Source organism: Lacicoccus kunmingensis DSM 17847, from assembly GCF_059568765.1.
On the sequence record NZ_JCANUC010000003.1, the window covers coordinates 133,416 to 157,645 of the forward strand.

Genomic DNA, 24,230 nt, shown 5'->3' on the forward strand with positions numbered 1-24,230 from the left:
AGTTAGAAAATGAAACTAAATAAATATACTTTAATGGCGGGTACTCTGGCTTCAGCGTTGGTGCTTGGCGCATGTTCAACGGCAAGTGCGGATGAAAAGCTGGAATGGTCGGATGAGGATAACACAGGTGTTGCGAATGTCCAGACTGAAGAAACAAATGAGTTCAAATATTCCGTTCAGGAAGCGGTTGACACAGCAAGCGAACGTTTTGAAGGTGTTGCGAAAGAAGTGGAACTCGATGAAGATGACGGCGTTTATTATTATGATATTGAAATGGAAGACGGCGAAGATGAGTATGAAGTGAAAATCAACGCTGATGATCTGAGTATCTCAGAAGAAGAAATTGACCGTGAAGATGACGACAGGGAAGAGACGAAAGAGAACCAGTCAGAAAACACGACAGAAACTGACGCAGACTTCATCGGCATGGATAAAGCAGTACAAATCGCGAAAGACGAAGTCGGCGGCGGAGAAGTCACTGATAAGGAATTCGACAGAGAAGACAATGACTACGAAATTGAACTGGTGCATAACGGTTCTGAATACGATGTTGAAATCAACGCAACTACAGGTGAAATAAAAGACTTCGATCAGGATGATGAGTCAGACGAGGAAGTGAGCTCAAATGATTCTGATGAGCAGGCAGCATCAGCTGCTGACGCGGACGCCATCGGTATGGACAAAGCAGTGGAAACTGCTAAAGATAAAGTCGGCGGCGGAGAGGTCACTGGCAAAGAATTCGACAGAGATGACAACGATTATGAAATTGAACTGGCTTATGACGGCTCTGAATATGATGTCGAAATCAATGCAACGACAGGTGAAGTGACAGATGTCGACCAGGAGAATACATCCGGCGGCGAGTATACGAACAACGTCGAATTCGATGGAGATTACATGTCATCCGAGGAAGCGCTGAACATTGCTCTTGAGGCTGTCGGCGGCGGTACCGTGGATGAATGGGATCTGGATAAAGAAGATAAAGAATTTGATGTGGAAATTGATTACAACGGTTCAGAATACGAAGTTGAAATTCATGCGACAACCGGAAAAGTGATCAAAGTGGAGCAGGATGACTAATAGAAACAGATGACAAAAGTCCCGGCAAATTGCCGGGACTTAATTTTATGCTTCTGCAGTTTTATGTTCTTCTGGATAATGTTTCGCAAGATAAGCATCACGTTCTTTGTCTGAAATTTTAGTGATACCAAATCCTGTTGCAGCCAAGATGATTGCCACTACAGGCACTGTGAAGTTAAGAATCGCAAACGGCGCATACTCCCAAGCTGCAACGCCGAGTGTACCGTATATGAACACTCCGCATGTGTTCCATGGTATGAACACTGAAGTTAATGTTCCGCCGTCTTCAAGGGAACGTGATAAGTTTTTAGAATGCAGGTTATGTTCTATAAAAGTTCGTAAGTACATTCTTGAAGGCACAACTATTGAAATATACTGTTCTGAACATGTCACGTTTGTCGCGAAACAAGACGCGATTGTTGCAGTAATGATACCAAAAGTACCTTTAGCCACTTTTAGAATCTGCTGCATGATTGCTTTGAGCATGCCCGTATATTCAAGCACCCCGGCAAAAGTCATGGCGACAATAGTCAGTGAAACTGTGTACATCATATCCATCAGTCCGCCGCGGTTGAACAGCGTGTCGACCATTTCGTTATTGGATTCCAATACATAGCCATTCATCAAAATTGATGCAGCGTCGGCAAATGCATCTCCCTGGATAAAGATATTACATATAAACCCGAGTACAACCCCAATAACCAGAGCAGGCACGGCTTGAACTTTAAAAATAATACATACTATAACTAATGCAGGAACTAATAAAAGCCATGGGCTGATTACGAAGTTCTCATTCATGCTTGTCATCATTGCCTGAATATCTTCAGGTGAAGCAGTGCCGGTGCCGATGACATTTATTCCTATGATGAAGAAGACAATCAGTGAAACAATCAGGCCGGGGACTGTCGTGTACAGCATATGTCTGATATGTACGAATAGATCAGTGTTCGTCAGACCGGATGCCAGGTTGGTCGTATCAGACAGCGGCGACATTTTATCTCCAAAATAAGCGCCGGAAATGACAGCGCCGGCAATCATTGCCGGATTGATGCCCATACTCATTCCGATCCCCATTCCAGCAACACCGATGGTTGCCATCGTGGACCATGAGCTTCCGATCGCAAGTGAAACAATCGCACAGATTATAAGTATTGTCACCAGGAAATATTGCGGACTGATGATCATGAGGCCGTAATAGATCATCGTAGCGACAACGCCGCCGCCGATCCACGAACCGATGATCAGACCGACGAGCATAATGATGACTACAGCAGGCAATGCAAGACGTATCCCCTTATACATCATTTCCTCCAAGTCATCCCATTTGAAACCGACTGTTATCGCAACAATCATTCCGGTTGCGGTGCCGATGATCAACGGCAGGTGCGGGTCGGTTTCAAGGACCACTATTGCATAGAGCATTGATATGACCATAACAATGAGTGGAATCACTGCCAGAAAAAAGTTAAATTCTTTTTTTGTTTTGTGTTCAAATAATTCATCATTTGACATGTAAAATCCCCCTTTTCTATTCAATTATACATAGCGAGAGCGCTTGCACAAGCTAAAACGAGTATAAAAATACACCGGTGTATAAATGAACCGGTGTATTTTGGACCGTTTTTTAACTGTCTATTTTAATTTTTTCATTATAGTGAAGATACCTATAATGAGAATATAACATAATAATGAATATCAATTAGGATGAATTATTTTTCTTACGAATTACTTGAATTAACCCTAATAAAAAGATACCAATTAAGCTGAGTATACCTCCTAATTTCAAGTACGGACTTTGATATGAAAATACGATTTCAGAATTTCCTGAATCTAAAGGGACACCGATAAATCCGATATTGGCTTGAACTGTATCTCTTTCTTCTCCATTCACCGTTACATTCCATCCTTTTTCATATGGAATTGTTGTAACTAAGACCCCTGGTTCTTCTCTTTGAACAGTCCCTTCAATACGTTCATTTTCAAAAACTTTAATATTTAATTCATTTTCCCGTTTTTCTTCAGCAATTTGCCGATCAACTTTTTTATCTGCAGGCAATGCATACATCGTAATGTCATTGATATTATATCTTCCAGTGTCCTCAAATTGAATAGACATCTCATCGGTTCCCGAATCAGTATGTCCAAGGTTAACAAACATATTTTCCCTGTGAAAATATGTACTGAATGAATATTTATCAGATTGACGTAAAGACTTTTCACGGTCTTCATATGAAAAACGAATATCATAACTTGTATCATCAGCCATATAAAAAGGGACGTCGGCAGTTTCATACTCTAACCCTTGCAGATAAATAAATATATCGTGACCTGCAAGTTCATCTGCGTTTTCAAGGTTAATTTTTAAACGTGCTTCATTCTCTGTAACCTCTATTAGATTTTTATCTAGTGTTGAAAGACCGGGGTCGGTATACTCGATTTGGTATTCAACTTCTTTGATGTGTTCATTTGTTGCTTTCTCAATTTCTCTTCCTTCAACATTTTGATTGTTTTCTAATACAACACCTTGTGTCAGAAAAGTTTCTTTTTCAAGCGGATTTAACTTCGAAAAGTTTTCTCTTGTGATGATTCTATCTTCAACATATGCAAATGGGAAAGCAGCTTCTGTTTTTGCAAGAATAAAAGCTGGATTATCATTTGACCGGTGCACAATTTCGTAGCCATATGGAAGATATGATGCGTTGTCTTCCTCCGTCAGGATATATTCAATGTTAAAAAAATGATTCGCTATTCGACGGTTATCCATACCATTTCGAAGCGGTTGAATGATTTGGTAGGAGGAGAGCTCCATCTCCTCAGCAAATTCAGCTAGAGAACCATTGGTGATGGAGAGATAAGAACTTAAACCCTTTAAATCATGATAGATAAATTGATTACGCACATGATTGTCCTGTGATGTGACGCCTACCCGATACAAATCATCTTCAGGCAGAAGGTTTTGAACACCGCCGAATAAATTCTCATAACGATCTGCTGAAGTGTTTAATTCAACCATTCTGGATATTGAATTATTGCCATATGGGTAATAAAAATTCGTTGCGTTAGTCATCAAATTTAATATAACTAATCCCACTATAATGACAGAAATTTTATTTGCTCTTTTTTTCTTTACTTTCTCATACATCAATATGAACCAGATGAACCATCCTGAAATCACTGGGAAAGCATAATACAAGTACATGTTTTCCGCAATTGCTGCCTTTCCATAAATAAAAGTGAAACCTATCAAAATATATCCAACGATTCGCAAATCTTTTACTTGCAACTTATCCCGTTCTTCCAAAAGTTGACCGCTTGCAAAAGCGATAAACAGAGGGATGGCAAAACTAAAACGATTATACGGTCCAGCCATGCCATTCATAAATGATCCAAAGAAAGGAAACAATAGAAAAACACCTAAAATCAGAAGCATCAGGCTTGAAAATTTTTTGTTCTTTTTAGTTTTGAATAAAAAGATAACAGTAAATAAAGTGAAAATAGAAAATCCACCGGCAGTCCATAAGTATATGTCAGGGACAAAGAGATTATGTATTAACGATAAATAGTAACTGCCATGATAAAGAAAGAGATCAACTGCTGTTCCATCTGTACTTCTGGATGCATTTAAAAAGCCATCAACCATTGGCAAAAAGAGTACTGCTCCCATCAACACACCAACAGTGTAATGTAACGAACAACGGCCAAAAGAATACCCTAATTGTTTCAAGTCTTTGAATCTATAAAGCATTCCGTAACGTATAATTCCATATATAAAGACTAATATGGTCAGCTTGTAAAAAAAATAAAAATTAACGATTGCACTGACTGCTACCATTATACTGAACAGTAAGCCTGATTCTCTTCTCAATATTTTTTCTACTCCCAGACAAAGCAGAGGGTACCAAATTAACGGCAAGATAAAAAAGGGGTGCCGACCTGTATTATAAATCACAAAAAAACTGAATGTATACATCAACGCACCCAGTAAAGCAGCACCATGTGAAACTTTAAATTTCTTCGCAAAAATGAGATAACTGAGTCCAACACACCACATTCTCACAAACATTATTAAATGAAAGGAAAATTCACTTAAACTTTCCGGGAAAAACACTCCCAGATAAACGAACGGGTCTCCTATTACATAATAGCCGTACGAAGTAATCGTATCCGCGCCTGCTCCAATTGACCAATCCCATTCTGGGAAACCTTCTCCTCTCAGCACACCTTGCAAAATTTTCACATATTCATGAAATAACAGAAAATGTTGTGTGAAACCATCGCTTTCCCATATAAAAGATCCGCCCGATATGAAATACCAACTATAAATAACAATACACATAATAAAGAAGAATAGTGTGTAATAGCCAAATGTTATTTTTGAAACAGGTTTATTTAATAATTGCTTATCAAAAGAGATTGTATACCCTCCTTTTCATCTGAAAATATATAACTTACTAAATATATAATTTAAAACAACAATTATAAATTGTGTGAGAATTTTAGAGAGATTGGTTTCTAAATTCATGAAATCAACGAGCATCCACATGCTTAACATATCAAATAAACCTGAAACCGACCTTAAACCTACAAACAAATAAAACTCTTTAAAAGCAAGTTTGAATGACTGGGATTTGGCTTTGAAAACATATTTTTTATTTGTAAAAAAAGCAAATAGAATAGCAGCAATAATTGAAATGGCATTTGCTATAATATAAGAAAAATTCAATACAGTATCAAAAAGAAAGAAGACAGCTATATTAACAACTGTCGTCAAAACACCAAAGAGGATATATTTAAATATTTCTTGATCCTTTATAAATATTTTTTTAAACCAATTCATGAAAACTAGTCCTTTAAATTTATCGTTTCGGCAGACTTTTCTCTGACAAAATAAGGGGGCCTGCCTTTCGTTTCAACAAAAACTCTTCCTAAATATTCTCCAATAATCCCCAAAGAAATTAATTGAAGTCCCCCTAGAAACAGAACGGAAGCAATCAATGTCGGGTAGCCGGCCACATCTGATCCGAAAATAATTGTTTTAACTATTTCATATGTTAAAGTAAAAAATGCTAAAAATGATATGATAAACCCGATATAAGACCACACCCTCAGTGGAACGGTGCTGTAAGACGTAATCCCATTAATCGCTAACTTAAACAGCTGTAGCCAACTCCACTTAGCAACACCCGCTGCACGGCCATCCGCAATGTAACTCAATTCTTTTTTCTTAAAACCAATCCACCCATACATGCCTTTTGTATAGCGTTCCGATTCTCTTAACTCTTGTAATGCTTCAATACATTTTTTATCAAGCAATCGAAAATCACCTGCAAAAGGATATACATTTTCACTCGACATTCTTTGCAGCAATGTATAATATAATTTTGAGGTCCATTTTTTCAGGCGCCCTTCGCCTTCTCTTTTTTCACGAACAGCATAAACATCTTCATATCCTCTTTCCCAGCATTCTATCATTTCACTAATAAGTTCGGGCGGTTGTTGTAAATCAGCGTCAATAATAACCACTGCGTCTCCTCTTGAATAATCAAAACCCGCAAGCATTGCAATTTCCTTGCCAAAGTTTCTGGACAAATCTACATATCGTATATATTGATTAGTGACATTATATTTCTTCAAAATTTGAAGTGTATGATCTTCGCTTCCATCATTAACAAATAAAAACTCAAAATTGTAACGTGTATTTGCATCTTTAACATTTTCTAAACGATTGATCAGTTGATCTAAAACTTCTTCTTCGTTATAAGCAGGAATCAAAATCGTAATCAATTTTTTACCTTGTCCTACTTTAACCACAGCCATCCCCCCGATTTTCACTTTTTGTTGTACGTTTATTAGAATACAGGCGCAGACTCCTGTCAAGAAAATATACTTTCATATTTCATATAAATTCACTGGCATTGGATAAAATTATTTTAAAAATATCAATAGATATCCGATAAATTATCCGGTAATTTTGACACGCTGCCGCCGACTCAGGGTTAAAAGGCATAAAAAACCCTTATCATAGGGTTGAATCATCCAGTCCAACTCACAATCATTAAGAAGGTATCATATGAACATGGATGAAGTTAGACTAGAAAATGGGAAGATATCAATTTACGGAGGGTGTCCATAATGTCCAGGGACAGAAATTATGATAAACACATTAATGCAGAGGCAGTGAATTGAGTGATTGATTCTGGAAATCCTTTTTTAGTATCGTGTTCGAACAGTTCGTTATTTGGATCAGACATATCAAAACCTCCCTTTATTTTCAATTACACATAGAGGGAGGCTTGCACAAGTAAAAGTGAGTATAATTATATACCGGTGTATAAAGGCGCCGGTATATAATTGATGAGATTTTACTCGTCCACTTTAATTTTTTCGTATATTTGAAACCATTCAGGAAAGACGCGTTTAAACGGCACCGGTTTGAATTCGCCATCCACTTTTTTCACCACGACATGTGTTGTCGTGCCGTAAGTGCACAGTTCACCATTGCCGTTAACGATTTCGACGCCGTAATCTGTTCTCATTCCTGTGTTCTTTTTAACCCACGTTCTGACGAAGGCGCGGTCGCCGTATTTCAACGCCTTTACATAAGTGATATCCAGATTATAAACCGGTGCATAATATCCTTCACGTTCCATTGCGAGATAATCATAACCGATATCAGTGATCAGTTGCATCCGGCCCATCTCAAACCATTTCGGATAATTTCCATGGTAAATAACGCCCATCATATCTGTATCTGCGTACATCACCTGAACTTCTATTTCCGAAGTATAACCTTGCTCCATATGAAAAACGTCCTTTCCTATCATCTGATTTATCCTTCATTATATCATCCGTCCTATTTTTCGTAACTGGCATATTTAGTAAATTAATTCCTATACAGTTGAATTACTGCTGCAGAAATAGAAAAACTGTAATATTAAGTGAGAAAAAATCAAAACCGTACTTTTCTGGCATATATATAGTGAGAGGAACTTTATTTAAAGGAGGAAAGGTATGATTTTAACAGAGAGAAGAGTACCGTTCGAATTGATGTATATGCGTGCCTTCAGCAGAAGAGCTGAAATGGATTCAAAAGATGTAAGGTTGTTATCCGTGTTGGAAGGCGGGTACGAAGGTGAGCTGCATTATGACACAGTGCTGGAGGCAGCAGGCCATGAAGCCCTGATTGTTTTTCGGGACATTTATGTAAAAGCAGGTGATGCTGTTGCCCAGTTTGACTCGATTATCATTGACGGCAATTCCGTAACGGTCAATGAAATAAAAAACTACAGCGGCTTTTATTCTTATATGGACGGGCAGTGGTTCAGCGGGAAGTTTGAAGTGACAGAAGATGCCATCAGCCAGTTGAAGCGGGCGATGGGAAAAATTAAAAAGATAAGGTATGAAGCCAGGATGAATTTTGATGTACGGGGGAAGATCATATTTCCGAATCTTGATCTGCAGTTTGACTGTGATGATGAACGGGCGAGAGCGATGGTTGTAATGAGAAATCAGCTTAAGGAATATTTGAAAAGTTTCCGGGCCGGCGGAATTTCAGAACAGTCGAAGGAAATTGCCCGGGTAATATATAAGAAAATCATCGGCAATCCATATTTTGATAAGAGGGCAGATATTGATGGCCTGAGGCGCGGGCTGTACTGCAGTTCATGCGCCAGCTTCGACCTGGATGTTCAAAAATATTATGCATATTGCAGGAAATGTAAGTGCCGTGAATCAAAAGAAAGCCATATCATCCGTGGCCTCAGTGATTTCCAGGCACTATTCCGTCATGACAAAATGACCAGACAGAAACTGCAAATGCTGCTGGGAGAGCAGGTGAGCAAAAGAACGCTTATAAGAATGATGAATAAATATTGTGAGAAAATCTCCAACAGCTCTAAAACCTATTATAAATTTAAGTATTATGATTACGATGATGCAGTTAAAAATGGACCTAAAGCATCACGTTATCATCGAAATACTTCTATATGAGTCATCCCGTGCCATGGCTCTGAAACGACGGCACAAGATGTGTTCTGCCGTGCCATGGCTCTGAAACGACGGCACGGGATGTGGTCTGGTGTGCCATGGCTCTGAAACGACGGCACGGGATGTGCTCTGCCGTGCCATGGCTCTGAAACGACGGCACGAGATGTGGTCTGGCGTGCCATGGCTCTGAAACGACGGCACGAAATGTGGTCTGCCGTGCCATGGCTCTGAAACGACGGCACAACCGCCTCATAAATCATTGCATAACAACATCTCCACCTGCCAACCTCAATGAATAATCAGAATTAACAGATAATAGACAAAAATCAGTAGTGTATCATTACAATTTGTGATACATTTATATTAAGTGATTGTAAAGGGGACGTTAGATGCAACAAAGGGGGCCAAATTATGGGGATTCAAGAATTTTACAGACAATTCATAACAGAAGATGCTTTGCAGGAGCTGAGCAAGACGCGGAAGAGGGCATATCAATCGATTGATGAGTTTGTGGTTTACCGGTACCGGGAAATTACGAATCCATATCATATCAGCTGGGTGGCAGAGCAGTTGAGTGCACAGGAGCTTAAACTCATAAATACCTTAAAGTCTTCTAAAGCGAAGGATGGATATTATACAATTGAGCTGTCGGATGACGAGTATCCATTTTTAATTGAACAATATCTCTTAGTACCTTTCAATGACAGCCAGGGCGCAGTGCATGAAGAGACGCTTCGCAGTCTGATTGAAGAGCTCAACAAAAATGATAAAGATATGATCTGGCTGAATAATCTCAGCCCGCTTAAGAAAACCATCCTGATGTCATATTCTGAAATGCATCTGGAAGAGTTGTTGATGGGGATAACAATCACTCAGCTGAAAGAAATTTCGAAAGCGCTTTCACACTCGCCTGCATCTCTTCAAAAAGAAGTGTATGTCAATGATTTGAAGAGTCTGCTGACTGATAAGGCGAAAATCAGAGAAATTCTGCTGTCCTTATCTGATGAAGCATTTGAAGTCATAAGAAAACATGCAGAAAATGATTATCCTTTTTACAATAATATTCAGGATTATCAGGAGCTCGTCAGCTACGGCCTGATTATCGTCATGGAAAATGATTATGGGATATCCCATCCTGAAGTATTGAAAACAATCAGGAAAACCAATTTAAAAAAAGTGGAAAATCAGCGTTATAAAAATAATATTTTGAGAAATAAAGAAAACCAGTCCTCTTATAATGCGTATAAGATCCGGATTTCTTTAGTCGGCGGCAATGATATTATTTTCCGGGAAATGATTATTCCGACCCGGCTGAATTTCTACGAGATGCACTTGATCATTCAAATCGCTTTTGGCTGGAGCAAAAAGTTTTATGCTGAATTTTTAAATGATAATTACGTTATCCGTGTGTATTCTGAAGATAGGACGGGAGAGCCGAAAAAGAAGCGGGTCCTACTTTCCAGCTACACCCAGGTGGATGCTTTTTTATCAGAATTAGGCACTGTCAGTTACGTTTACAATTACAAAGCAAAGTGGCATCACAAAGTGGAGCTGGTGGAGTTTATTTCAAAGGATGAAGATGTTTATCCCGAAATCGTGGATTATGGTGGTCCAAGTCCGATTGAGCAGTCGGAAGGCATCGAGGAATTTGACAGACTTCACATGATTTTACAGGATAAGGACAATCCAAAATATAAAGAAACCGCAGAGTTTGCAAGGTTGTCGAATTATAAAATAAGGTATCCTAAAAGTGCCATCAACCGGCATCTTAAACGGTTATTTTCGAGGCAGCATGCACTCACGGAATTTAATGATGAAGATCCAAAATTAGTGGATAAATAAGACGAAGGTCTCTTCGTCTTTTTTTGTCTGTATATTATAATTGGAGTGAAGAAGGTGATTGAAAATGAAAAAATTTTCAATATTCATCGCATTATTTCTCACTCCATTTATTTTAAATGTTGTAATCAGCCCGGTTACGCCCGAGCTGCTTGAAGACCCAAGTCCAAGGCAGGAACTGCCGGGGTCGAATAAAGGTCTCGAAATGATTGTCACAAACCCGGTACAGGAACGCTCGGGATTAACAATTGAATTGAGCATTGAAAACGCCGGTGATTCCATGTTCGGTTACGGAGAATTTTTCTATGTTGAGAAAAAGGTGGACGGAAAGTGGTATATGCTTGCTTTGGATGATGCAGTCTTCAATGATTTTTCAGCCTTTGACAACTATGGCAAAGTGATATCTCCTGATGAAACCAAAGTGATTAAAATCGATCCGACGGACTATTCTTTAAATCCGGACCCGGGGGCATACCGTATTGTAAAAGCTTTCAGGTTTCATAATGATGAGAAAGTATTCTGGTTAACAGATGAATTTAAAGTTGTATAATGAATATGAAAGATATTCATTGGGGGTCGTTTGCCATGGAATTGGGAAAACTGAAATATTTATTTGTGGGTAAAGCAAAGACATATGGAGATAATAATGCGCAAAAAAAGATGGATCAGGAATGGACGACTGCAATTTATCGTGGAAAAACGGACGAAAGTGTATATTTGACAAAGACAGGCTTTCAAAATGATGAAGTCGGGGACAAACGTAATCATGGCGGACCAGAAAAAGCAGTGTTCTGCTATAATATCGACCATTATGAAGAATGGACTAACGAACTTGGACAAGGCATGGAGGCAGGCGCTTTTGGTGAAAACCTGGCTGTAGTCGGTCTTGATGAATCAAATGTCTGCATCGGTGATATTTTTCAATTGGGAAAAACAGAAATACAAGTATCCCAGCCCCGCAGACCTTGCTGGCGGCCTGCAAGAAAACACCGCATCATCGATTTAGCCTTAAAGATTGAAAGCTCGGGAAGAACGGGCTGGTACTTCAGGGTAGTTAAAGAAGGCGAAGTGCGGGCAGGGGACGGTTTCCGTCTGTTGGAAAGGCCGCATCCCGAATGGACGATAGATGCGTGTAACGAAGTGATGTACAACCAGGAAGAAAATTATGGGCTCACTGCAAGCTTAAGGGATGTCGAACTTTTAGCTGAAAGCTGGCAGAAATCTTTGCAGAAACGCTTGGATGGTATACCAGAGAATATAGAACCGAGAGTTTTCGGTCCAAACAAATAAGGCGCCGGCAATTTGCCGCCGCCTTATTTATTCTTCGATACTCTTTAAAAATTCGATTGTTTCTTTACTTTTCATCCGCTGATCCTGACGTTTCTGGATACGGTCCTCCGCCGTTTTGAACAGCCATTCCTCGTGCTGGTTTGTCGGATAGACTTTTGGAACTTCAACTTTCTTACCGGATTCGTCCACAGCAACAAATGTCAGGAAACTGAGCACTGCCAGGTCACTTTTATGTGTGTAAGGATTGTCCACTTTAATCTGTACACATACTTCGAGCGAAGAAGAGCCGACATGCGAAATATATGCTTCATAAGTCACGATTTCACCGGCACGTATCGGCTTTAAAAAGTTGACAGAGTCGATGGAAGCAGTCACACAGTCTGTTTCAGCATGTTTCATCGCAGCAATCGCAGCAATTTCGTCAATGTTCGCCAATATTTTTCCGCCAAACATGGTGTTCAAATGATTGGTATGCTCAGGAAAAACCTGTGTCGATTTAATGGATTTGGAAAAGCTCATCGGTTTTTTATAGACAGTCATTTTAGCTACCCCTAAGTTGTTAAATTTTATATAACTACAATCTTATCACAAAAATTTGTACCGTGGCACCGCTTAATATGTGAATTAAGTAACATATTAATTGAACTTATTATTACAGAGGTATACAATTAAATTATCAGTAAATGGAGGGATAGTCATGTCAATTACAGAGAAGCTGTTCAGCAGACTGGAAGAAAAAGAAGACCGGATGATCGAAATAAGACGTTATCTTCATGAAAATCCGGAGCTGTCGTTCAAGGAAGAAAAAACAGCTCAGTATATTGCAGATTTCTATAAAGATAGAGATGTAAAGGTGACAACAGGTATCGAAGGAGAGAACGGTATCGTCGTTGAGATAAATGGTAAGAACCCGGGCAGAACAATCGGTCTCCGGGCAGACTTTGATGCGCTGCCGATTACAGAGGAAACGGATGTGCCATTCAAATCTAAAAATGACGGCGTGATGCATGCTTGCGGTCACGACGGACATACAGCATACCTGCTGACACTCGGTGAATCATTGATTGAACTTAAAGACGAGTGGAACGGTACAATCAAACTGATTCATCAGCATGCTGAAGAAGTGCCGCCGGGCGGTGCGAAAAGCATTGTCGCTTCCGGAATACTGGATGACCTGGATGAAGTTTACGGCATCCATTTATTCCCGATGTATGAAACGGGTGAAGTTGGGTTGGTCAAAGGCAATGCGATGGCCGGCCGGTCAAATTTCAACCTGCATATTCAGGGAAGCGGCGGCCATGGTGCGATGCCGGAAACGACGATAGACCCTATTGTTGCAGGATCGCATTTCGTTACGCAGGTGCAGTCGATTGTCTCAAGAAGAATGAACCCGAAACATACGACCGTCGTATCGGTGACAGCTTTTGAAGCGCCGGGCGGACAAAATGTCATTCAGGACAAAGTGACATTGCGCGGGACGGTCCGTTATATGGAAGAGGAAAATAAAGTACCCATCCATGATGAAATGGTGAAAATTTTAAATGGACTGGAAACAGCATTCGGTGTGACGTGTGATCTGGATTATATTTATGACTCTCCGGTATTATACAATGACCCGGACAAAACGCAGAAAGTTGAAGAAATATTATCCGAAAGTGAAGGCGGCTATATTACAAATATCGCTCATCATGACCCTTCAAGCGGCTCGGAGGATTTCTCATATTATTTACAGAAAACACCGGGTACCTTCATCAATGTCGGTGCGAAACCCGAAAGCGTGGAAAATGCTTATATTAACCATCACCCGAAATTTGATATTAATGAAAAGTCATTATTGATCAGTGCAAAAGTACTGGGAGAAGTCGTACTTTCCAGACTTCAAAGTGAATAACAGTTGATATTCAATCAATCAAAATTTTACTGACAGTGAAATTTTGATTGATTTTTTATTTATTATCACATATAATTCAGTTAACGGAATATTTAGACATGAATATTTCACATAAAATAATGGGGAGTGGGATTGGATGTCATCAATTGAATTGAAACCAAAAGTTAAGGAATTTTTAGAAGGGGACAAAGGCCTATATATTGATGGGGAGTATGTGCCTTCTGAAAGCGGCAAGACGTTTGAAGTGAAGAACCCATCGACGGAAGAGGTTATTGCGAAAGTCAGTGAAGCATCAGAAAAAGATGTCGATAAAGCAGTCGCAGCAGCAAAAGAGGCTTTCGATAATGGAGAGTGGACGAAGATGGATGCCGCGACGCGTGCCCGTCTGATTTACAAATTTGCAGAATTGCTGGAAGAGAACCGTGAAGAACTGGCCCAGCTTGAAGCACTGGATAACGGTAAAAAGTATCAGCAGGCACTCGAAGACGATGTCGATGGTACAGTAGAGCATTTCAGATATTATGCAGGGTGGGCAACAAAGATTTTCGGCAAGACAACAAACATAGATCCGAATTACGTCACTTACACTGTGCATGAGCCGATGGGTGTTGTGGCTCAAATCGTTCCGTGGAACTATCCGCTTCTTATGGCGGCCTGGAAAATGGGGGCAGCGCTTGCGGCAGGCTGTACAATCGTACTGAAGCCAGCGGAAGATACGCCGCTATCAATACTGTATACTGCCAAACTGTTCAAAGAAGCAGGTTTTCCTGACGGCGTGGTCAACTTTGTGCCGGGCTTTGGTGATAAAGCGGGTCATGCACTTGTCACTCATAAAGACGTCGCGAAAATTGCTTTCACCGGTTCAACAAATACAGGCCGCAACATTATGAAAGAAGCTGCTGAAGATATCAAATCAATCACTTTGGAGCTCGGCGGAAAATCACCGGCTGTCGTATTGAAAGATGCGGATCTTGATGCAGGACTAGAAGGCATTTTAGATGGAACAATGTATAACTCAGGCCAGAACTGCAGTGCGACGACAAGGGTTTACGTCCAGAGAAACATCTATGATGAAGTGGTTGATGCACTGAAGAAGAAAGCCGAGGAAATCACTGTTGGTGACGGTTTGGATGAAAAAACGGATATCGGACCATTAGTATCCAGGAAACAGCTGGACACCGTCCTCGGCTATATCGAGAAAGGCAAAGAAGAAGGTGCGAAACTGATTACAGGCGGAAAGCGTATCGGCGACAAAGGATTTTTCGTTGAGCCGACAATCTTCACCGATGTTACGGATGATATGACGATTGCAAGAGAAGAGATTTTCGGTCCGGTAATGTCCGTTCTGCCGTTTGACGATATTGAAGAAGTGATCGGGAGAGCGAATGACAGCAACTACGGTCTTGCTGCCAGTGTGTGGACTGAGAATATTAAAGACGGTCATTATATCGCATCTAAACTTGAAGCGGGCACGGTATGGATCAACGACTTCGGTCTTGAACTCGAAACAATGCCGTTCGGCGGATATAAACAATCCGGCATCGGTCGCGATATGGGGGGAGACTACGGTATTGCAAACTATATCGAAGTGAAGAGTGTGTTCGTTAACATGGACAGATCATAAGAGAGCGGGTAATGATATGAGCGGGATGCTGGGTGAAGAATTAAAAAAATTACGTAAAGATAAAAAAATGACATTGAAAGAGCTGAGTGAAAAAAGCGGCTTATCCATCAGTTTCATTTCACAGATTGAACGTGATTTGAAAACATTGACGTTCACTTCGTTGAAAAAGATTTCTGAAGCACTGGATGTGAATGTGAACTTCTTCTTTGATGATAATGAGACTGCCCCGGTCGATGCGTCTTCACTGAATGGCAATTTTTCGTATAAAGATCTATCCGGGGATATTGAAAATCCAATATTCGCCCCGGCAGTTGTAGAACTAAAAGCAGGGGAGACGCAGCACTCACCGTATACTCACAGAGGACAGGAATTCATCTATGTTCTTTCCGGTTCATTGGAGGTCATCATAAGCGGTGAACAAAAAACATTTGTAACCGGCGAGTCCATTCATATTGACTCAAAAGTGGAACATGAATGGTATAATGATACTGAAGAACCGACAAAAATACTGCTCGTATCATCCAACTCTGTTTAAAATGAGATGAAACATTCAGACCGATGACATTTAATTGTGTCTTCGGTCTTTTTGCTGAAATAATATTTATCCCGTCATGGCACAAAATGAAATCAGGGAATCCATTAAAAAAACCGCACTGCATATGCAGTGCGGTTTATTTTGCGAGCCAGTACAGCTGAAGCTTGTCCCGGCCCTGGTCAAGGTCTTTATGGAATTTTACTGTGGCATTTTCACGTTCTTCTTTGATGTGCTTCAAAGTATTTTTGATGTCTTTTTCATTTCCAAGCAGATGATGTGCAGCCATTTCGCCCTGGAGTATGGCAACTTTGGCATTTTCAATGCCGGTGATATTACCCGCAACATACAGTTTGTCGACATCGGTTTCCATCTGCTCACTGTGAACGGGGACGTATCCGCCGAGGGATTCGAGATAGACGTGTTTCAAATTAAATAATGATGTGATCTCACTGACCGGCGAAAGCCCGTCTGAAATACAGACGAAATCGCATTTTATGTCCTGTTCCGATCCTTTGATGACACTGCCGTCAGCTCTTGTTTTCGCAATCGTGACCGATTCAACCTTATCTGTCCCATTAATACTGACGACTCTTTCCTTGAAAGAAATTGGCAGGCCGAGTGCTTTGACACCTTTCGAGGGAAAGAGTTTCAGAGCGAGTCCGTGCAGCATTGACATTCTGCTGCCTAAAGCTGCCGAAATGGATAAGAGTTTTGACGGTGCGGACTGACCCAGCCCCATCAGTGTCCCAAGTGCATCTTTCGGCGTGATCAGATTAAATTTATTCTCTGCCGGTAAACAAATTTTCCTCACTTCTATATCCGCATAGCCGAGTTCCATGCCGATGACCATCGATAGTGGATTGATTCCGATAATGACACCAGCTTCCCCCGGAGCAACTCGCTGGAAGTTGGTCAGCACCTGGGCGGCACCGACGGTCATGACGCCAGGCAGCTCCCAGCCCGGAAGCGGATAAGAGTTTTCCTTCGCGCCTGTCGCAACGATCAGGTAATCAGATGTAAAATTCCCTTTATTCGTATAGACAGTAAATATCTCATCTTCCTTGTCAGTATTATATACCGACGTCTCAAGCTGCAGTGTTATTTTTTCATCCAGTTCATCATGGAGCCGGCGGGCGACATCCATGCCGTTCCACCAGCTGTCTTTCGATTCTTCATACAGCTGGCCGAGCAGTCTGCCGCCATAATGATAATACTCATCGACAATCAGAACATTTTTCTCGTCTTTCAATATATTGGCGGCACTCAGCCCTGCAGGGCCTGCACCGATAATGATTACATCATATTGGGTCATTTCCGTCGCCTCCTTTCACGAGATGAGGCAGAGCGCTCTGTCTGTCTACATGCATATTCTTTTGAAGCGGTGTCAGACATGCACGGACATTCTGCCTGCCGTCGACGGTCACCCGGCATTCAGAGCAGTGGCCGATATTACAGTAGAGCCCTCTCGGTGCGCCGTCACTTTCATGGTAGCGGAGTGTCCGTATATCATTCGCAAGCAGTGCGGCCGTTATGCTTTCTCCTTCAACGCCGTAGTAAGTCTCGCCGTTCCATACAAACGGCACAATATGATGTTTCTTCGGACCGAGCACTTTATGGTTTAATATTCTTCTCGTCATCAAGCAGCCCTCCTGAAAGTTCTTCAAATGAAACTGTGCGTATCGGGGGCTGGGCCCTCAGGTGAATAAAGACCGGTGACTCATTCTCGGTATCCTCTGTAATTTTATTGATCAGATGCCCGCATGTTCTGCCGTTGCAGAATCCCATGCCTGCTCTTGTTTTTAATTTCATTTCCCTTGAATTATTAACGCCTTTGTCAATCTCTTTCAGTATTTCCGAGTATGTGACGTTTTCACATCTGCATACCGTAAAATCTTCGCTGTTCATCATAATGATCACCCCAAATAATTATCCTAACTTGAGATAAGAAATAACTGTGCCAATTACAAATTGAATTTTTTAATCTTCGCATACAGAGTCGGGCGGCTGATGCCGAGAATCTGGCTGGATTTTTCGATGTTGTTGTCATTGGATTCGATCACCTGGCGGATATAATCGGCTTCTATCTGGTCAACGTAATCCTTTAATTCCAGATCATTCGGCGGAAGATTATAATTGCTGAAGTTCTGGCTTTGTCCGACTTCCTCCAAATATTGATGGAAGATATTATTGTCGAGACTGCTGCCGCTTGAGAAAATAACGAGTCGCTCAACCACGTTGATGAGCTCCCGCGCATTGCCCGGCCACTCGTACTGCCTGATCTGCCGGAGGAGCTGCTGGTCGGCATACAACAGGTCGGTCTGATACTTTTTTGACAGCTGGAACAGGTAGTAGTAGAACAATGATTCAATATCATCCGGACGCTCGCGAAGGGGCGGGATATGTATATTGATGACATTGATCCGGTACAGCAGATCCGAACGGAAATCATCCGATGTCAGCAGTTCGGTAATGACTTTATTCGTAGCGGAAACGAGCCTGAAGTTTGTCGTCTGCTCCTTTTTCCCACCCAATTTAAAGTATTTTCTTTCCTGCAGAATGCGTAAAAATTTGACCTGCATCTCAAGCGGCATCTCTCCGATTTCATCGAGGAATAAAGTCCCGTTTTCCGCAAGTTCAATCTTTCCCTGATTGCCTTCCTTGTTCGCACCGGTAAAAGCACCGCCGTCATAACCGAACAATTCCGACTCGAATAACTCGTTCGGGATGGCAGCGCAGTTGAGCGGGATGAAGTCACCATCGGGTTTGTTTATATTATGGATGGCCTGGGCGAACAGTTCTTTGCCGACACCGGTCTCACCGGTAATTAAAATATTGGCATTCGTTTTTGCAGCTTTTTCAACCTGATTTTTTAAATTCTCCATGATGGAACTTTTGTAAATGATATTTTTAAAATGATTATCATTATACAGGTGTTTGACGTTGTCACTCAAAATGCTCACTTTATTTTTAAGGTCTTCCAGTTCTTTTTCCCTTTTGATCTGAGCGGTCACATCGATTTCTGAAACGACGGCCCCGAGCACTTTCCCATCATAATGGATCGGTTCCGCTTTGATATCCACATAAATATCCGGCGTCGCCTGATGACGCTTCTTTTCAAATGATTGATTTTTTCGGAGGGAATCGAGGATGAGCAGCTGACCTTCCGAAAAAATATCTTTGATGTCTTTTCCAACTACCTCTTCATTTTTCAAATTGAATATTTCTGACGCACGCTTGCTCCAATAGATGACTTTCTCATTTTTGTCGATAATCGTAAAAGAGTGATTATAAAAATTGATCAGTATTTCAATTAACTTTTTCTCAATCATAATATCTCCTTTTGTAAACTTTTATATAATCATTATATTTTTCTTTACACTTTATTACAAACAATAATATGATTCCGGGCAGTAGAGCTGGCACATTTATTTCTTATGTGTAAGTAAGAGAGGAGGGTGAGAGATTATTGAGTAATCACTTTGATGTAATGATCATAGGCGGTGGAATTATAGGCGCGAGCATTGCCTACTACTCGTCGAAAAAAGGTTTGAATGTGGGACTGATTGAAAAGAATACAGTCGCATCGGGAACGACTTCAAAGTGCGACGGCAATGTCCTGCTGATAGATAAAGAGCCCGGCTTCGACAGCCGGATGGCGATTAAAAGCCAGGCACTGATTAAAGAGTTATCCGCTGAACTTGAAATACCGTTTGAGTTCAGGCATCCGGGCAGTATATTTCTTTGCGCAAATGATGAGGAACTGGAACAGGCATATGTCTGGGTCGACCGTCATAATGAAGCAAACGGGGATGACCGGTTCTTTAAAAAACTGACAAAGGAAGATTTGAAAAATGATTCGAAATATTTTTCCGATCATCTGACCGGGGGTCTTGAATGTACGAATGATTCGACCGTCAATCCGTATATGCTGACCTTTTCGCTGATTAATGAAGCGAAGAAGTACGACTTCACCTTATATGAACATTCACCTGTGGATGATATTAAAAAAACGGATGCGGAAACATTTAAAGTATATTCCTGTGGAAGTACCTTTACGGCGAATAAAGTGATTAACGCCGGCGGCATATATGCACCGGAAATCAGCAGAATGCTGGAGATTGATCTGCCGATCCATCCGCGTAAAGGACACATACTCGTCGCATCCCGTACGGAACTGATGGGCACACGTAAAATTCAGGAGTTCGGATATTTGATGACGAAGTTCGGCAAAGAACGAATTGCTCCTAAGGCGATGAATGATTACGGCATCGCACTGGTCCATGAAGCGACTGAAAGCCAGAACTTCCTTATGGGCAGCAGCCGGGAGTTTACCGGTTTCGATACGAAGGTGGATGCAGGTATCATCCGCCTTATTGCAGAACGGGCGATAGAGTATTTTCCAAAGATGAAGGATTTGAATATTATACGGTCCTATGCGGGGCTCAGGCCATGGACGCCGGACCATCTGCCAATCATCTCCGATACCGGGATTAAAAATTATTATGTTGCGGCAGGCCACGAAGGTGACGGCATCGGACTTTGTGCCATTACAGGCAAGTGGATGAGTGAAATGATCACCGATTCACTCATTGATGACATCACCCCGCTCAGTTTATCGAGGTTTAAGGAGGCGGCTGTATGAACATAAATACGAGACAATTTTTGACGATTGACACACATACGGGCGGCAACCCGACCAGAACAGTGCTGACAGGCATGCCGGAGCTGAACGGGGAGACGATACAGGAAAAGATGCTGGATATGAAAGAAAATCATGATCATATCAGGAAATTCCTTGTCTATCCGCCGAGAGGGCATGATGTGATGAGCAGCACGATTGTGCTACCGCCATTGAAGGATGAAGCGGATTTCAGCGTAATTTTCGCAGAAACCGGCGGTTATCTGCCAATGTGCGGGCATGACACCATAGGCACATGCACGGCTCTTGTCGAACTCGGCTATGTGGAAACGGTTGAGCCTTACACGACGGTCGTATTGGATACTCCGGCCGGCGTGGTTGAAGCAAAATGTAAAGTGACTGACGGCAAAGTTGAGGAAGTGACATTCGTCAGTACGGATGCCTTTCATTTAAAAACGGTGCATGTCGATTACAAAGATAAGAAAAATATCAAATGTGATATCGCATACGGCGGTAATTTTTACGGCATCATTAAAGCGGAAGACCTCGGCCTCGCGCTTGACGTCAGTGATTCTGAAAAAATCGTTGCGACAGCGATGGAGATCCGGGATTCAATCAACGCTCAGCATGAAATTCAGCACCCGGAGTTCCCGTTCATCAATAAATTGACGCATATGGAGATTTATACGCCTGGAGATGTCACTAAAAATGCCGTCATTGTACCGCCGGGCGGCATCGACCGGTCACCGTGCGGCACGGGGACATGTGCAAAAGTCTCGACGCTGCATAAAGAAGGGGCGCTTGGTCTGAATGAAGAGTTCATCCATGAAAGTATTACCGGTTCGCAGTTCAAGGCGCGTCTCCTCAGTACACGTGAAGAGGAAGGCATATCATACAACAGGATTTCTCTTACAGGTTCCGCATGGATCATGGGGCGTCATGATTTTTATTTTAATGAGGATGATCCGCTCAATGAGGGGTATCTGCTGATACCCGAAATATAAGGAGGTGGGCAGGTGATAAGAAAAGTGATCAACAGCCATGACCTCCATGTGGAAGGCCAGCAGCTCAGAATCGTACAAAAAGATGAGCTCGCAGGCAGTGTGGAAGGGTTTAATAATATTGACCTGCTGCTGAATGAGCCGAGAGGCAGCAAGTATGTCAATCTGATTATATATAAGGCTGAGAAGTCAGTAATTGATGTTGAAATTTATTCGAACTCGGTTTTGGACAATAAAGACATTCTGTTGAAAAGTTTCATACGTTCGCTGCTTGAACGCGGCACCATCAACCAAGATGACAGTTATGTAATTAAAGAAAAGGAAGATACATACACTTACACGCATGAAAATCTTGGAACTGAAAAGATTTATGAAGTCGAAGGTGTGGACGGTGTGTATGTTGTAAACGGTAAGAATGTATTGGTTGAAGCGGTGGACTTTGAACTGACCATTGAAAATATTACGGAGATAAAAAACTATATAGATGCTTATAAGGTTTTTAAGGGGTATCTCGTGCTGATGAACGGCGACGGACATATCACTGTCAATGAAGAAAAGGTGGTTCTTGCCTATCCGGTCAGTGAAGTGGTTTCTGTCTTGAACTGTATTTATAAGAAGGAAAAAATCATTGCATTGAATACTGCAGAAGTGGAAATCGTCAGCGGCCAATACTCATTCGAACATTATCTGATATCCAATTCACAGTTTTACATCGAAGGCTCAGATATTTACTCAAAGGGTTTTATAATTAAATGAAGATGGGGGACAGTATATGAAAAGTAAGGGGAAATTACCAAGTGTACCGATGCTGATAGCGATCCTGGTTTTATTTGTAATAATAATGTTCAGTTTCATAGTCATTTTGGAATTGCCGATTCAGCTGGCACTTCTGACCGTATGGTTTGTCATTATTGGGTTCGGTGTTTATTTGAAATATACTTATCATGAAATGGAAAAAGGCTTGCTGAAAGGTATCCATGAAGGTATGGGCGCCACGCTCATTTTAATCGCAGTGGGTGCACTGATCGGTTCATGGATTGCAGGCGGCGTTGTTCCGACGATGATTTACTATGGATTGAATATTATCAGTCCGAGCATATTTCTAATGGCTGCAATGATCATCTGTGCAATCACTTCGCTGGCAACAGGTACTTCATTCGGTTCAGCGGGGACAGCAGGCATTGCGATGATGGGAATCGGTGAAAGTTTTGGCCTGCCTGTATATTTAGTGGCAGGTGCAGTGATTTCCGGTTGTTATGTTGGTGATAAGATGTCACCTTTATCAGACACGACGGTAATGACGGCGTACTTATCAAAAGTTGACCTTTTCAGACATATTAAATCTATGTCATTCGTGTCCATACCGGCATTTGTCATTGCTGCAATTCTTTACTGGATTGTCGGTGCATCGCTGCAGAGCGGCAGCGGAGATTTGACGATTGCACAGGAGACGATGACCAGTCTGGAAGAAACGTTCAATATTTCCTGGGTAATGCTGATACCGGCGGCTATTGTCATTGTACTGCTGGCTTTAAAGATGCCTTCCGTACCTGTAATAGTTTTCGGTGCATTGCTGGGCAGTTTGTGGGCCACATTTTTCCAGGGTTACGGCTTTATAGAAGCGATTCAGACCATGTATTCCGGCAGTGGCATCTCGACAGGCATCTCATTTATCGATACCCTGCTGGACCGCGGCGGTATTACCTTTATGCTTGAAGTGATATTACTCATCATTCTGGCACTTGGCGTCGGCGGGTTATTACAGTCAATCGGTGCTTTCAGAGTCATTGGAGATATGTTTGCCAAATTGGCGACTAACACAGGTAATATGACTGTGACTACAATGCTTGCATCATTCTTCGGTGTATTCTTCGGCGGTGCGGCATACGTTTCATTGCTGACAGGGACGAAAATCACAGAAGAAAACTATGATCGTAAAAATGTCAGCCGGACTTTATTATCACGTAACGTAGAAGCGGGCGGCACCGTCACAACACCGATGGTGCCATGGTCTGACGGCGGTGTGTTTATGGCTGCAACACTCGGCGTGGCGACACTCGCATATCTGCCATTTTTCTGGTACGGATTTTTAGTTATTATTATCAATATTATTTATAGTTATGCAGGATTATTTATTATGAAGAAAGACAAATATGAAATTGAGAGGGATAAAGAACATGCAGAACAAATTTGAAGGGGTATACCCAGTATTAATCACACCGATGAATGAGGATTACAGTCGATAATATAAAAAAATATACAGATTCTCATAAGTATTTAATAGCTTAGCCGACTTTCAAAGAAGTCGGCTATATTTCACTGTGAGTGAAAATTTTATTGACTTT

At 41.4% G+C, this 24,230-nt stretch carries 22 protein-coding genes; 12 read left to right on the plus strand and 10 right to left on the minus strand.

Annotated features, from left to right (window positions below; translation table 11 throughout):
- The first annotated feature begins 9 nt into the window (after positions 1 to 9).
- Positions 10 to 1,080, plus strand: a complete 1,071-nt coding sequence (locus tag BO48_RS04840) for a PepSY domain-containing protein (RefSeq protein WP_496366283.1) — start codon at positions 10 to 12, stop codon at positions 1,078 to 1,080.
- Positions 1,081 to 1,125: 45 nt separating this feature from the next.
- Here the strand turns inward: BO48_RS04840 and nhaC (BO48_RS04845) are convergent, their stop codons facing one another.
- From nhaC (BO48_RS04845) to BO48_RS04865, 5 genes are all read right to left on the minus strand, one after another.
- Positions 1,126 to 2,592: a Na+/H+ antiporter NhaC gene (gene nhaC / locus BO48_RS04845; RefSeq protein ID WP_496366284.1), complete on the minus strand. Its 1,467-nt coding sequence runs from the start codon at positions 2,590 to 2,592 to the stop codon at positions 1,126 to 1,128.
- Between the two features lie 187 nt (positions 2,593 to 2,779).
- Complete coding sequence (locus BO48_RS04850) at positions 2,780 to 5,416, minus strand: YfhO family protein (protein ID WP_496366285.1); 2,637 nt, start codon at positions 5,414 to 5,416, stop codon at positions 2,780 to 2,782.
- 93 nt (positions 5,417 to 5,509) lie between these two features.
- Positions 5,510 to 5,917: a GtrA family protein gene (locus BO48_RS04855; RefSeq protein WP_496366286.1), complete on the minus strand. Its 408-nt coding sequence runs from the start codon at positions 5,915 to 5,917 to the stop codon at positions 5,510 to 5,512.
- A 5-nt stretch (positions 5,918 to 5,922) separates the two neighbouring features.
- Positions 5,923 to 6,891, minus strand: coding sequence for a glycosyltransferase family 2 protein (locus tag BO48_RS04860; protein WP_496366287.1), 969 nt, complete (start codon positions 6,889 to 6,891; stop codon positions 5,923 to 5,925).
- A 551-nt stretch (positions 6,892 to 7,442) separates the two neighbouring features.
- Complete coding sequence (locus BO48_RS04865) at positions 7,443 to 7,880, minus strand: acyl-CoA thioesterase (RefSeq protein WP_496366288.1); 438 nt, start codon at positions 7,878 to 7,880, stop codon at positions 7,443 to 7,445.
- A gap of 211 nt (positions 7,881 to 8,091) precedes the next feature.
- On the opposite strand from BO48_RS04865, the gene BO48_RS04870 reads away from it, so the two are divergent.
- From BO48_RS04870 to BO48_RS04885, 4 genes are all read left to right on the plus strand, one after another.
- Positions 8,092 to 9,069: a nuclease-related domain-containing protein gene (locus BO48_RS04870; protein ID WP_496366289.1), complete on the plus strand. Its 978-nt coding sequence runs from the start codon at positions 8,092 to 8,094 to the stop codon at positions 9,067 to 9,069.
- Positions 9,070 to 9,477: 408 nt separating this feature from the next.
- A complete protein-coding gene (locus tag BO48_RS04875; protein WP_496366290.1) occupies positions 9,478 to 10,908 on the plus strand; it encodes an IS1096 element passenger TnpR family protein in 1,431 nt (476 codons plus the stop codon).
- Positions 10,909 to 10,972: 64 nt separating this feature from the next.
- A complete protein-coding gene (locus tag BO48_RS04880; RefSeq protein WP_496366291.1) occupies positions 10,973 to 11,455 on the plus strand; it encodes an immunoglobulin-like domain-containing protein in 483 nt (160 codons plus the stop codon).
- 35 nt (positions 11,456 to 11,490) lie between these two features.
- On the plus strand, positions 11,491 to 12,195 hold the full coding sequence (locus BO48_RS04885) for an MOSC domain-containing protein (RefSeq protein WP_496366292.1): 705 nt from the start codon (positions 11,491 to 11,493) through the stop codon (positions 12,193 to 12,195).
- 27 nt (positions 12,196 to 12,222) lie between these two features.
- Here the strand turns inward: BO48_RS04885 and BO48_RS04890 are convergent, their stop codons facing one another.
- A complete protein-coding gene (locus BO48_RS04890; RefSeq protein ID WP_496366293.1) occupies positions 12,223 to 12,735 on the minus strand; it encodes an acyl-CoA thioesterase in 513 nt (170 codons plus the stop codon).
- A 157-nt stretch (positions 12,736 to 12,892) separates the two neighbouring features.
- Here BO48_RS04890 and BO48_RS04895 point away from each other — a divergent pair, with 157 nt between their 5' ends.
- From BO48_RS04895 to BO48_RS04905, 3 genes are all read left to right on the plus strand, one after another.
- Positions 12,893 to 14,086: an amidohydrolase gene (locus BO48_RS04895; RefSeq protein WP_496366294.1), complete on the plus strand. Its 1,194-nt coding sequence runs from the start codon at positions 12,893 to 12,895 to the stop codon at positions 14,084 to 14,086.
- A gap of 136 nt (positions 14,087 to 14,222) precedes the next feature.
- Entirely contained in the window at positions 14,223 to 15,710 is a 1,488-nt protein-coding gene (locus BO48_RS04900) for an aldehyde dehydrogenase family protein (protein ID WP_496366295.1), read from the plus strand.
- Positions 15,711 to 15,726: 16 nt separating this feature from the next.
- Positions 15,727 to 16,245 (plus strand): helix-turn-helix domain-containing protein, encoded by a 519-nt coding sequence (locus tag BO48_RS04905; RefSeq protein ID WP_496366296.1) that lies wholly within the window; start codon positions 15,727 to 15,729, stop codon positions 16,243 to 16,245.
- 136 nt (positions 16,246 to 16,381) lie between these two features.
- Here BO48_RS04905 and BO48_RS04910 read toward each other — a convergent pair whose 3' ends face one another.
- Genes BO48_RS04910 through BO48_RS04925 form a run of 4 tightly spaced genes read right to left on the minus strand, consistent with a single transcriptional unit; the run spans position 16,382 to position 19,574 of the window.
- Positions 16,382 to 17,557, minus strand: a complete 1,176-nt coding sequence (locus BO48_RS04910) for an NAD(P)/FAD-dependent oxidoreductase (RefSeq protein WP_496366297.1) — start codon at positions 17,555 to 17,557, stop codon at positions 16,382 to 16,384.
- Positions 17,544 to 17,882: a (2Fe-2S)-binding protein gene (locus BO48_RS04915; protein ID WP_496366298.1), complete on the minus strand. Its 339-nt coding sequence runs from the start codon at positions 17,880 to 17,882 to the stop codon at positions 17,544 to 17,546. Before BO48_RS04915 ends, BO48_RS04910 begins: the two co-directional genes overlap by 14 nt.
- On the minus strand, positions 17,857 to 18,153 hold the full coding sequence (locus tag BO48_RS04920) for a (2Fe-2S)-binding protein (protein ID WP_496366299.1): 297 nt from the start codon (positions 18,151 to 18,153) through the stop codon (positions 17,857 to 17,859). Before BO48_RS04920 ends, BO48_RS04915 begins: the two co-directional genes overlap by 26 nt.
- Positions 18,154 to 18,206: 53 nt before the next feature.
- On the minus strand, positions 18,207 to 19,574 hold the full coding sequence (locus tag BO48_RS04925; protein ID WP_496366300.1) for a sigma-54 interaction domain-containing protein: 1,368 nt from the start codon (positions 19,572 to 19,574) through the stop codon (positions 18,207 to 18,209).
- A gap of 137 nt (positions 19,575 to 19,711) precedes the next feature.
- Here BO48_RS04925 and BO48_RS04930 point away from each other — a divergent pair, with 137 nt between their 5' ends.
- From BO48_RS04930 to nhaC (BO48_RS04945), 4 genes are read left to right on the plus strand one after another with little or no spacing between them, the layout of a single operon-like run.
- Positions 19,712 to 20,887 (plus strand): NAD(P)/FAD-dependent oxidoreductase, encoded by a 1,176-nt coding sequence (locus BO48_RS04930; protein ID WP_496366301.1) that lies wholly within the window; start codon positions 19,712 to 19,714, stop codon positions 20,885 to 20,887.
- Entirely contained in the window at positions 20,884 to 21,888 is a 1,005-nt protein-coding gene (locus BO48_RS04935) for a proline racemase family protein (protein WP_496366302.1), read from the plus strand. The genes BO48_RS04930 and BO48_RS04935 overlap by 4 nt, the downstream gene beginning before the upstream one ends.
- 12 nt (positions 21,889 to 21,900) lie before the next feature.
- A complete protein-coding gene (locus BO48_RS04940) occupies positions 21,901 to 22,641 on the plus strand; it encodes a hypothetical protein (RefSeq protein WP_496366303.1) in 741 nt (246 codons plus the stop codon).
- Positions 22,642 to 22,657: 16 nt separating this feature from the next.
- Positions 22,658 to 24,079, plus strand: a complete 1,422-nt coding sequence (gene nhaC / locus BO48_RS04945; RefSeq protein WP_496366304.1) for a Na+/H+ antiporter NhaC — start codon at positions 22,658 to 22,660, stop codon at positions 24,077 to 24,079.
- Positions 24,080 to 24,230 lie beyond the last annotated feature (151 nt).

Excerpts from the sequence above, each read along its gene's own strand:
- BO48_RS04900 (WP_496366295.1), top strand. The coding sequence starts at position 14,223 with ATGTCATCAATTGAATTGAAACCAAAAGTTAAGGAATTTTTAGAAGGG.
- BO48_RS04875 (WP_496366290.1), top strand. The coding sequence starts at position 9,478 with ATGGGGATTCAAGAATTTTACAGACAATTCATAACAGAAGATGCTTTG.
- BO48_RS04840 (WP_496366283.1), top strand. The coding sequence starts at position 10 with ATGAAACTAAATAAATATACTTTAATGGCGGGTACTCTGGCTTCAGCG.
- BO48_RS04855 (WP_496366286.1), bottom strand. The coding sequence starts at position 5,917 with ATGAATTGGTTTAAAAAAATATTTATAAAGGATCAAGAAATATTTAAA.
- BO48_RS04920 (WP_496366299.1), bottom strand. The coding sequence starts at position 18,153 with ATGATGAACAGCGAAGATTTTACGGTATGCAGATGTGAAAACGTCACA.
- nhaC (WP_496366304.1), top strand. The coding sequence starts at position 22,658 with ATGAAAAGTAAGGGGAAATTACCAAGTGTACCGATGCTGATAGCGATC.
- BO48_RS04925 (WP_496366300.1), bottom strand. The coding sequence starts at position 19,574 with ATGATTGAGAAAAAGTTAATTGAAATACTGATCAATTTTTATAATCAC.
- BO48_RS04895 (WP_496366294.1), top strand. The coding sequence starts at position 12,893 with ATGTCAATTACAGAGAAGCTGTTCAGCAGACTGGAAGAAAAAGAAGAC.
- BO48_RS04850 (WP_496366285.1), bottom strand. The coding sequence starts at position 5,416 with ATGTGTATTGTTATTTATAGTTGGTATTTCATATCGGGCGGATCTTTT.
- BO48_RS04910 (WP_496366297.1), bottom strand. The coding sequence starts at position 17,557 with ATGACCCAATATGATGTAATCATTATCGGTGCAGGCCCTGCAGGGCTG.
- BO48_RS04915 (WP_496366298.1), bottom strand. The coding sequence starts at position 17,882 with ATGACGAGAAGAATATTAAACCATAAAGTGCTCGGTCCGAAGAAACAT.
- BO48_RS04865 (WP_496366288.1), bottom strand. The coding sequence starts at position 7,880 with ATGGAGCAAGGTTATACTTCGGAAATAGAAGTTCAGGTGATGTACGCA.
- BO48_RS04905 (WP_496366296.1), top strand. The coding sequence starts at position 15,727 with ATGAGCGGGATGCTGGGTGAAGAATTAAAAAAATTACGTAAAGATAAA.
- BO48_RS04890 (WP_496366293.1), bottom strand. The coding sequence starts at position 12,735 with ATGACTGTCTATAAAAAACCGATGAGCTTTTCCAAATCCATTAAATCG.
- BO48_RS04870 (WP_496366289.1), top strand. The coding sequence starts at position 8,092 with ATGATTTTAACAGAGAGAAGAGTACCGTTCGAATTGATGTATATGCGT.
- BO48_RS04880 (WP_496366291.1), top strand. The coding sequence starts at position 10,973 with ATGAAAAAATTTTCAATATTCATCGCATTATTTCTCACTCCATTTATT.
- BO48_RS04935 (WP_496366302.1), top strand. The coding sequence starts at position 20,884 with ATGAACATAAATACGAGACAATTTTTGACGATTGACACACATACGGGC.
- BO48_RS04885 (WP_496366292.1), top strand. The coding sequence starts at position 11,491 with ATGGAATTGGGAAAACTGAAATATTTATTTGTGGGTAAAGCAAAGACA.
- nhaC (WP_496366284.1), bottom strand. The coding sequence starts at position 2,592 with ATGTCAAATGATGAATTATTTGAACACAAAACAAAAAAAGAATTTAAC.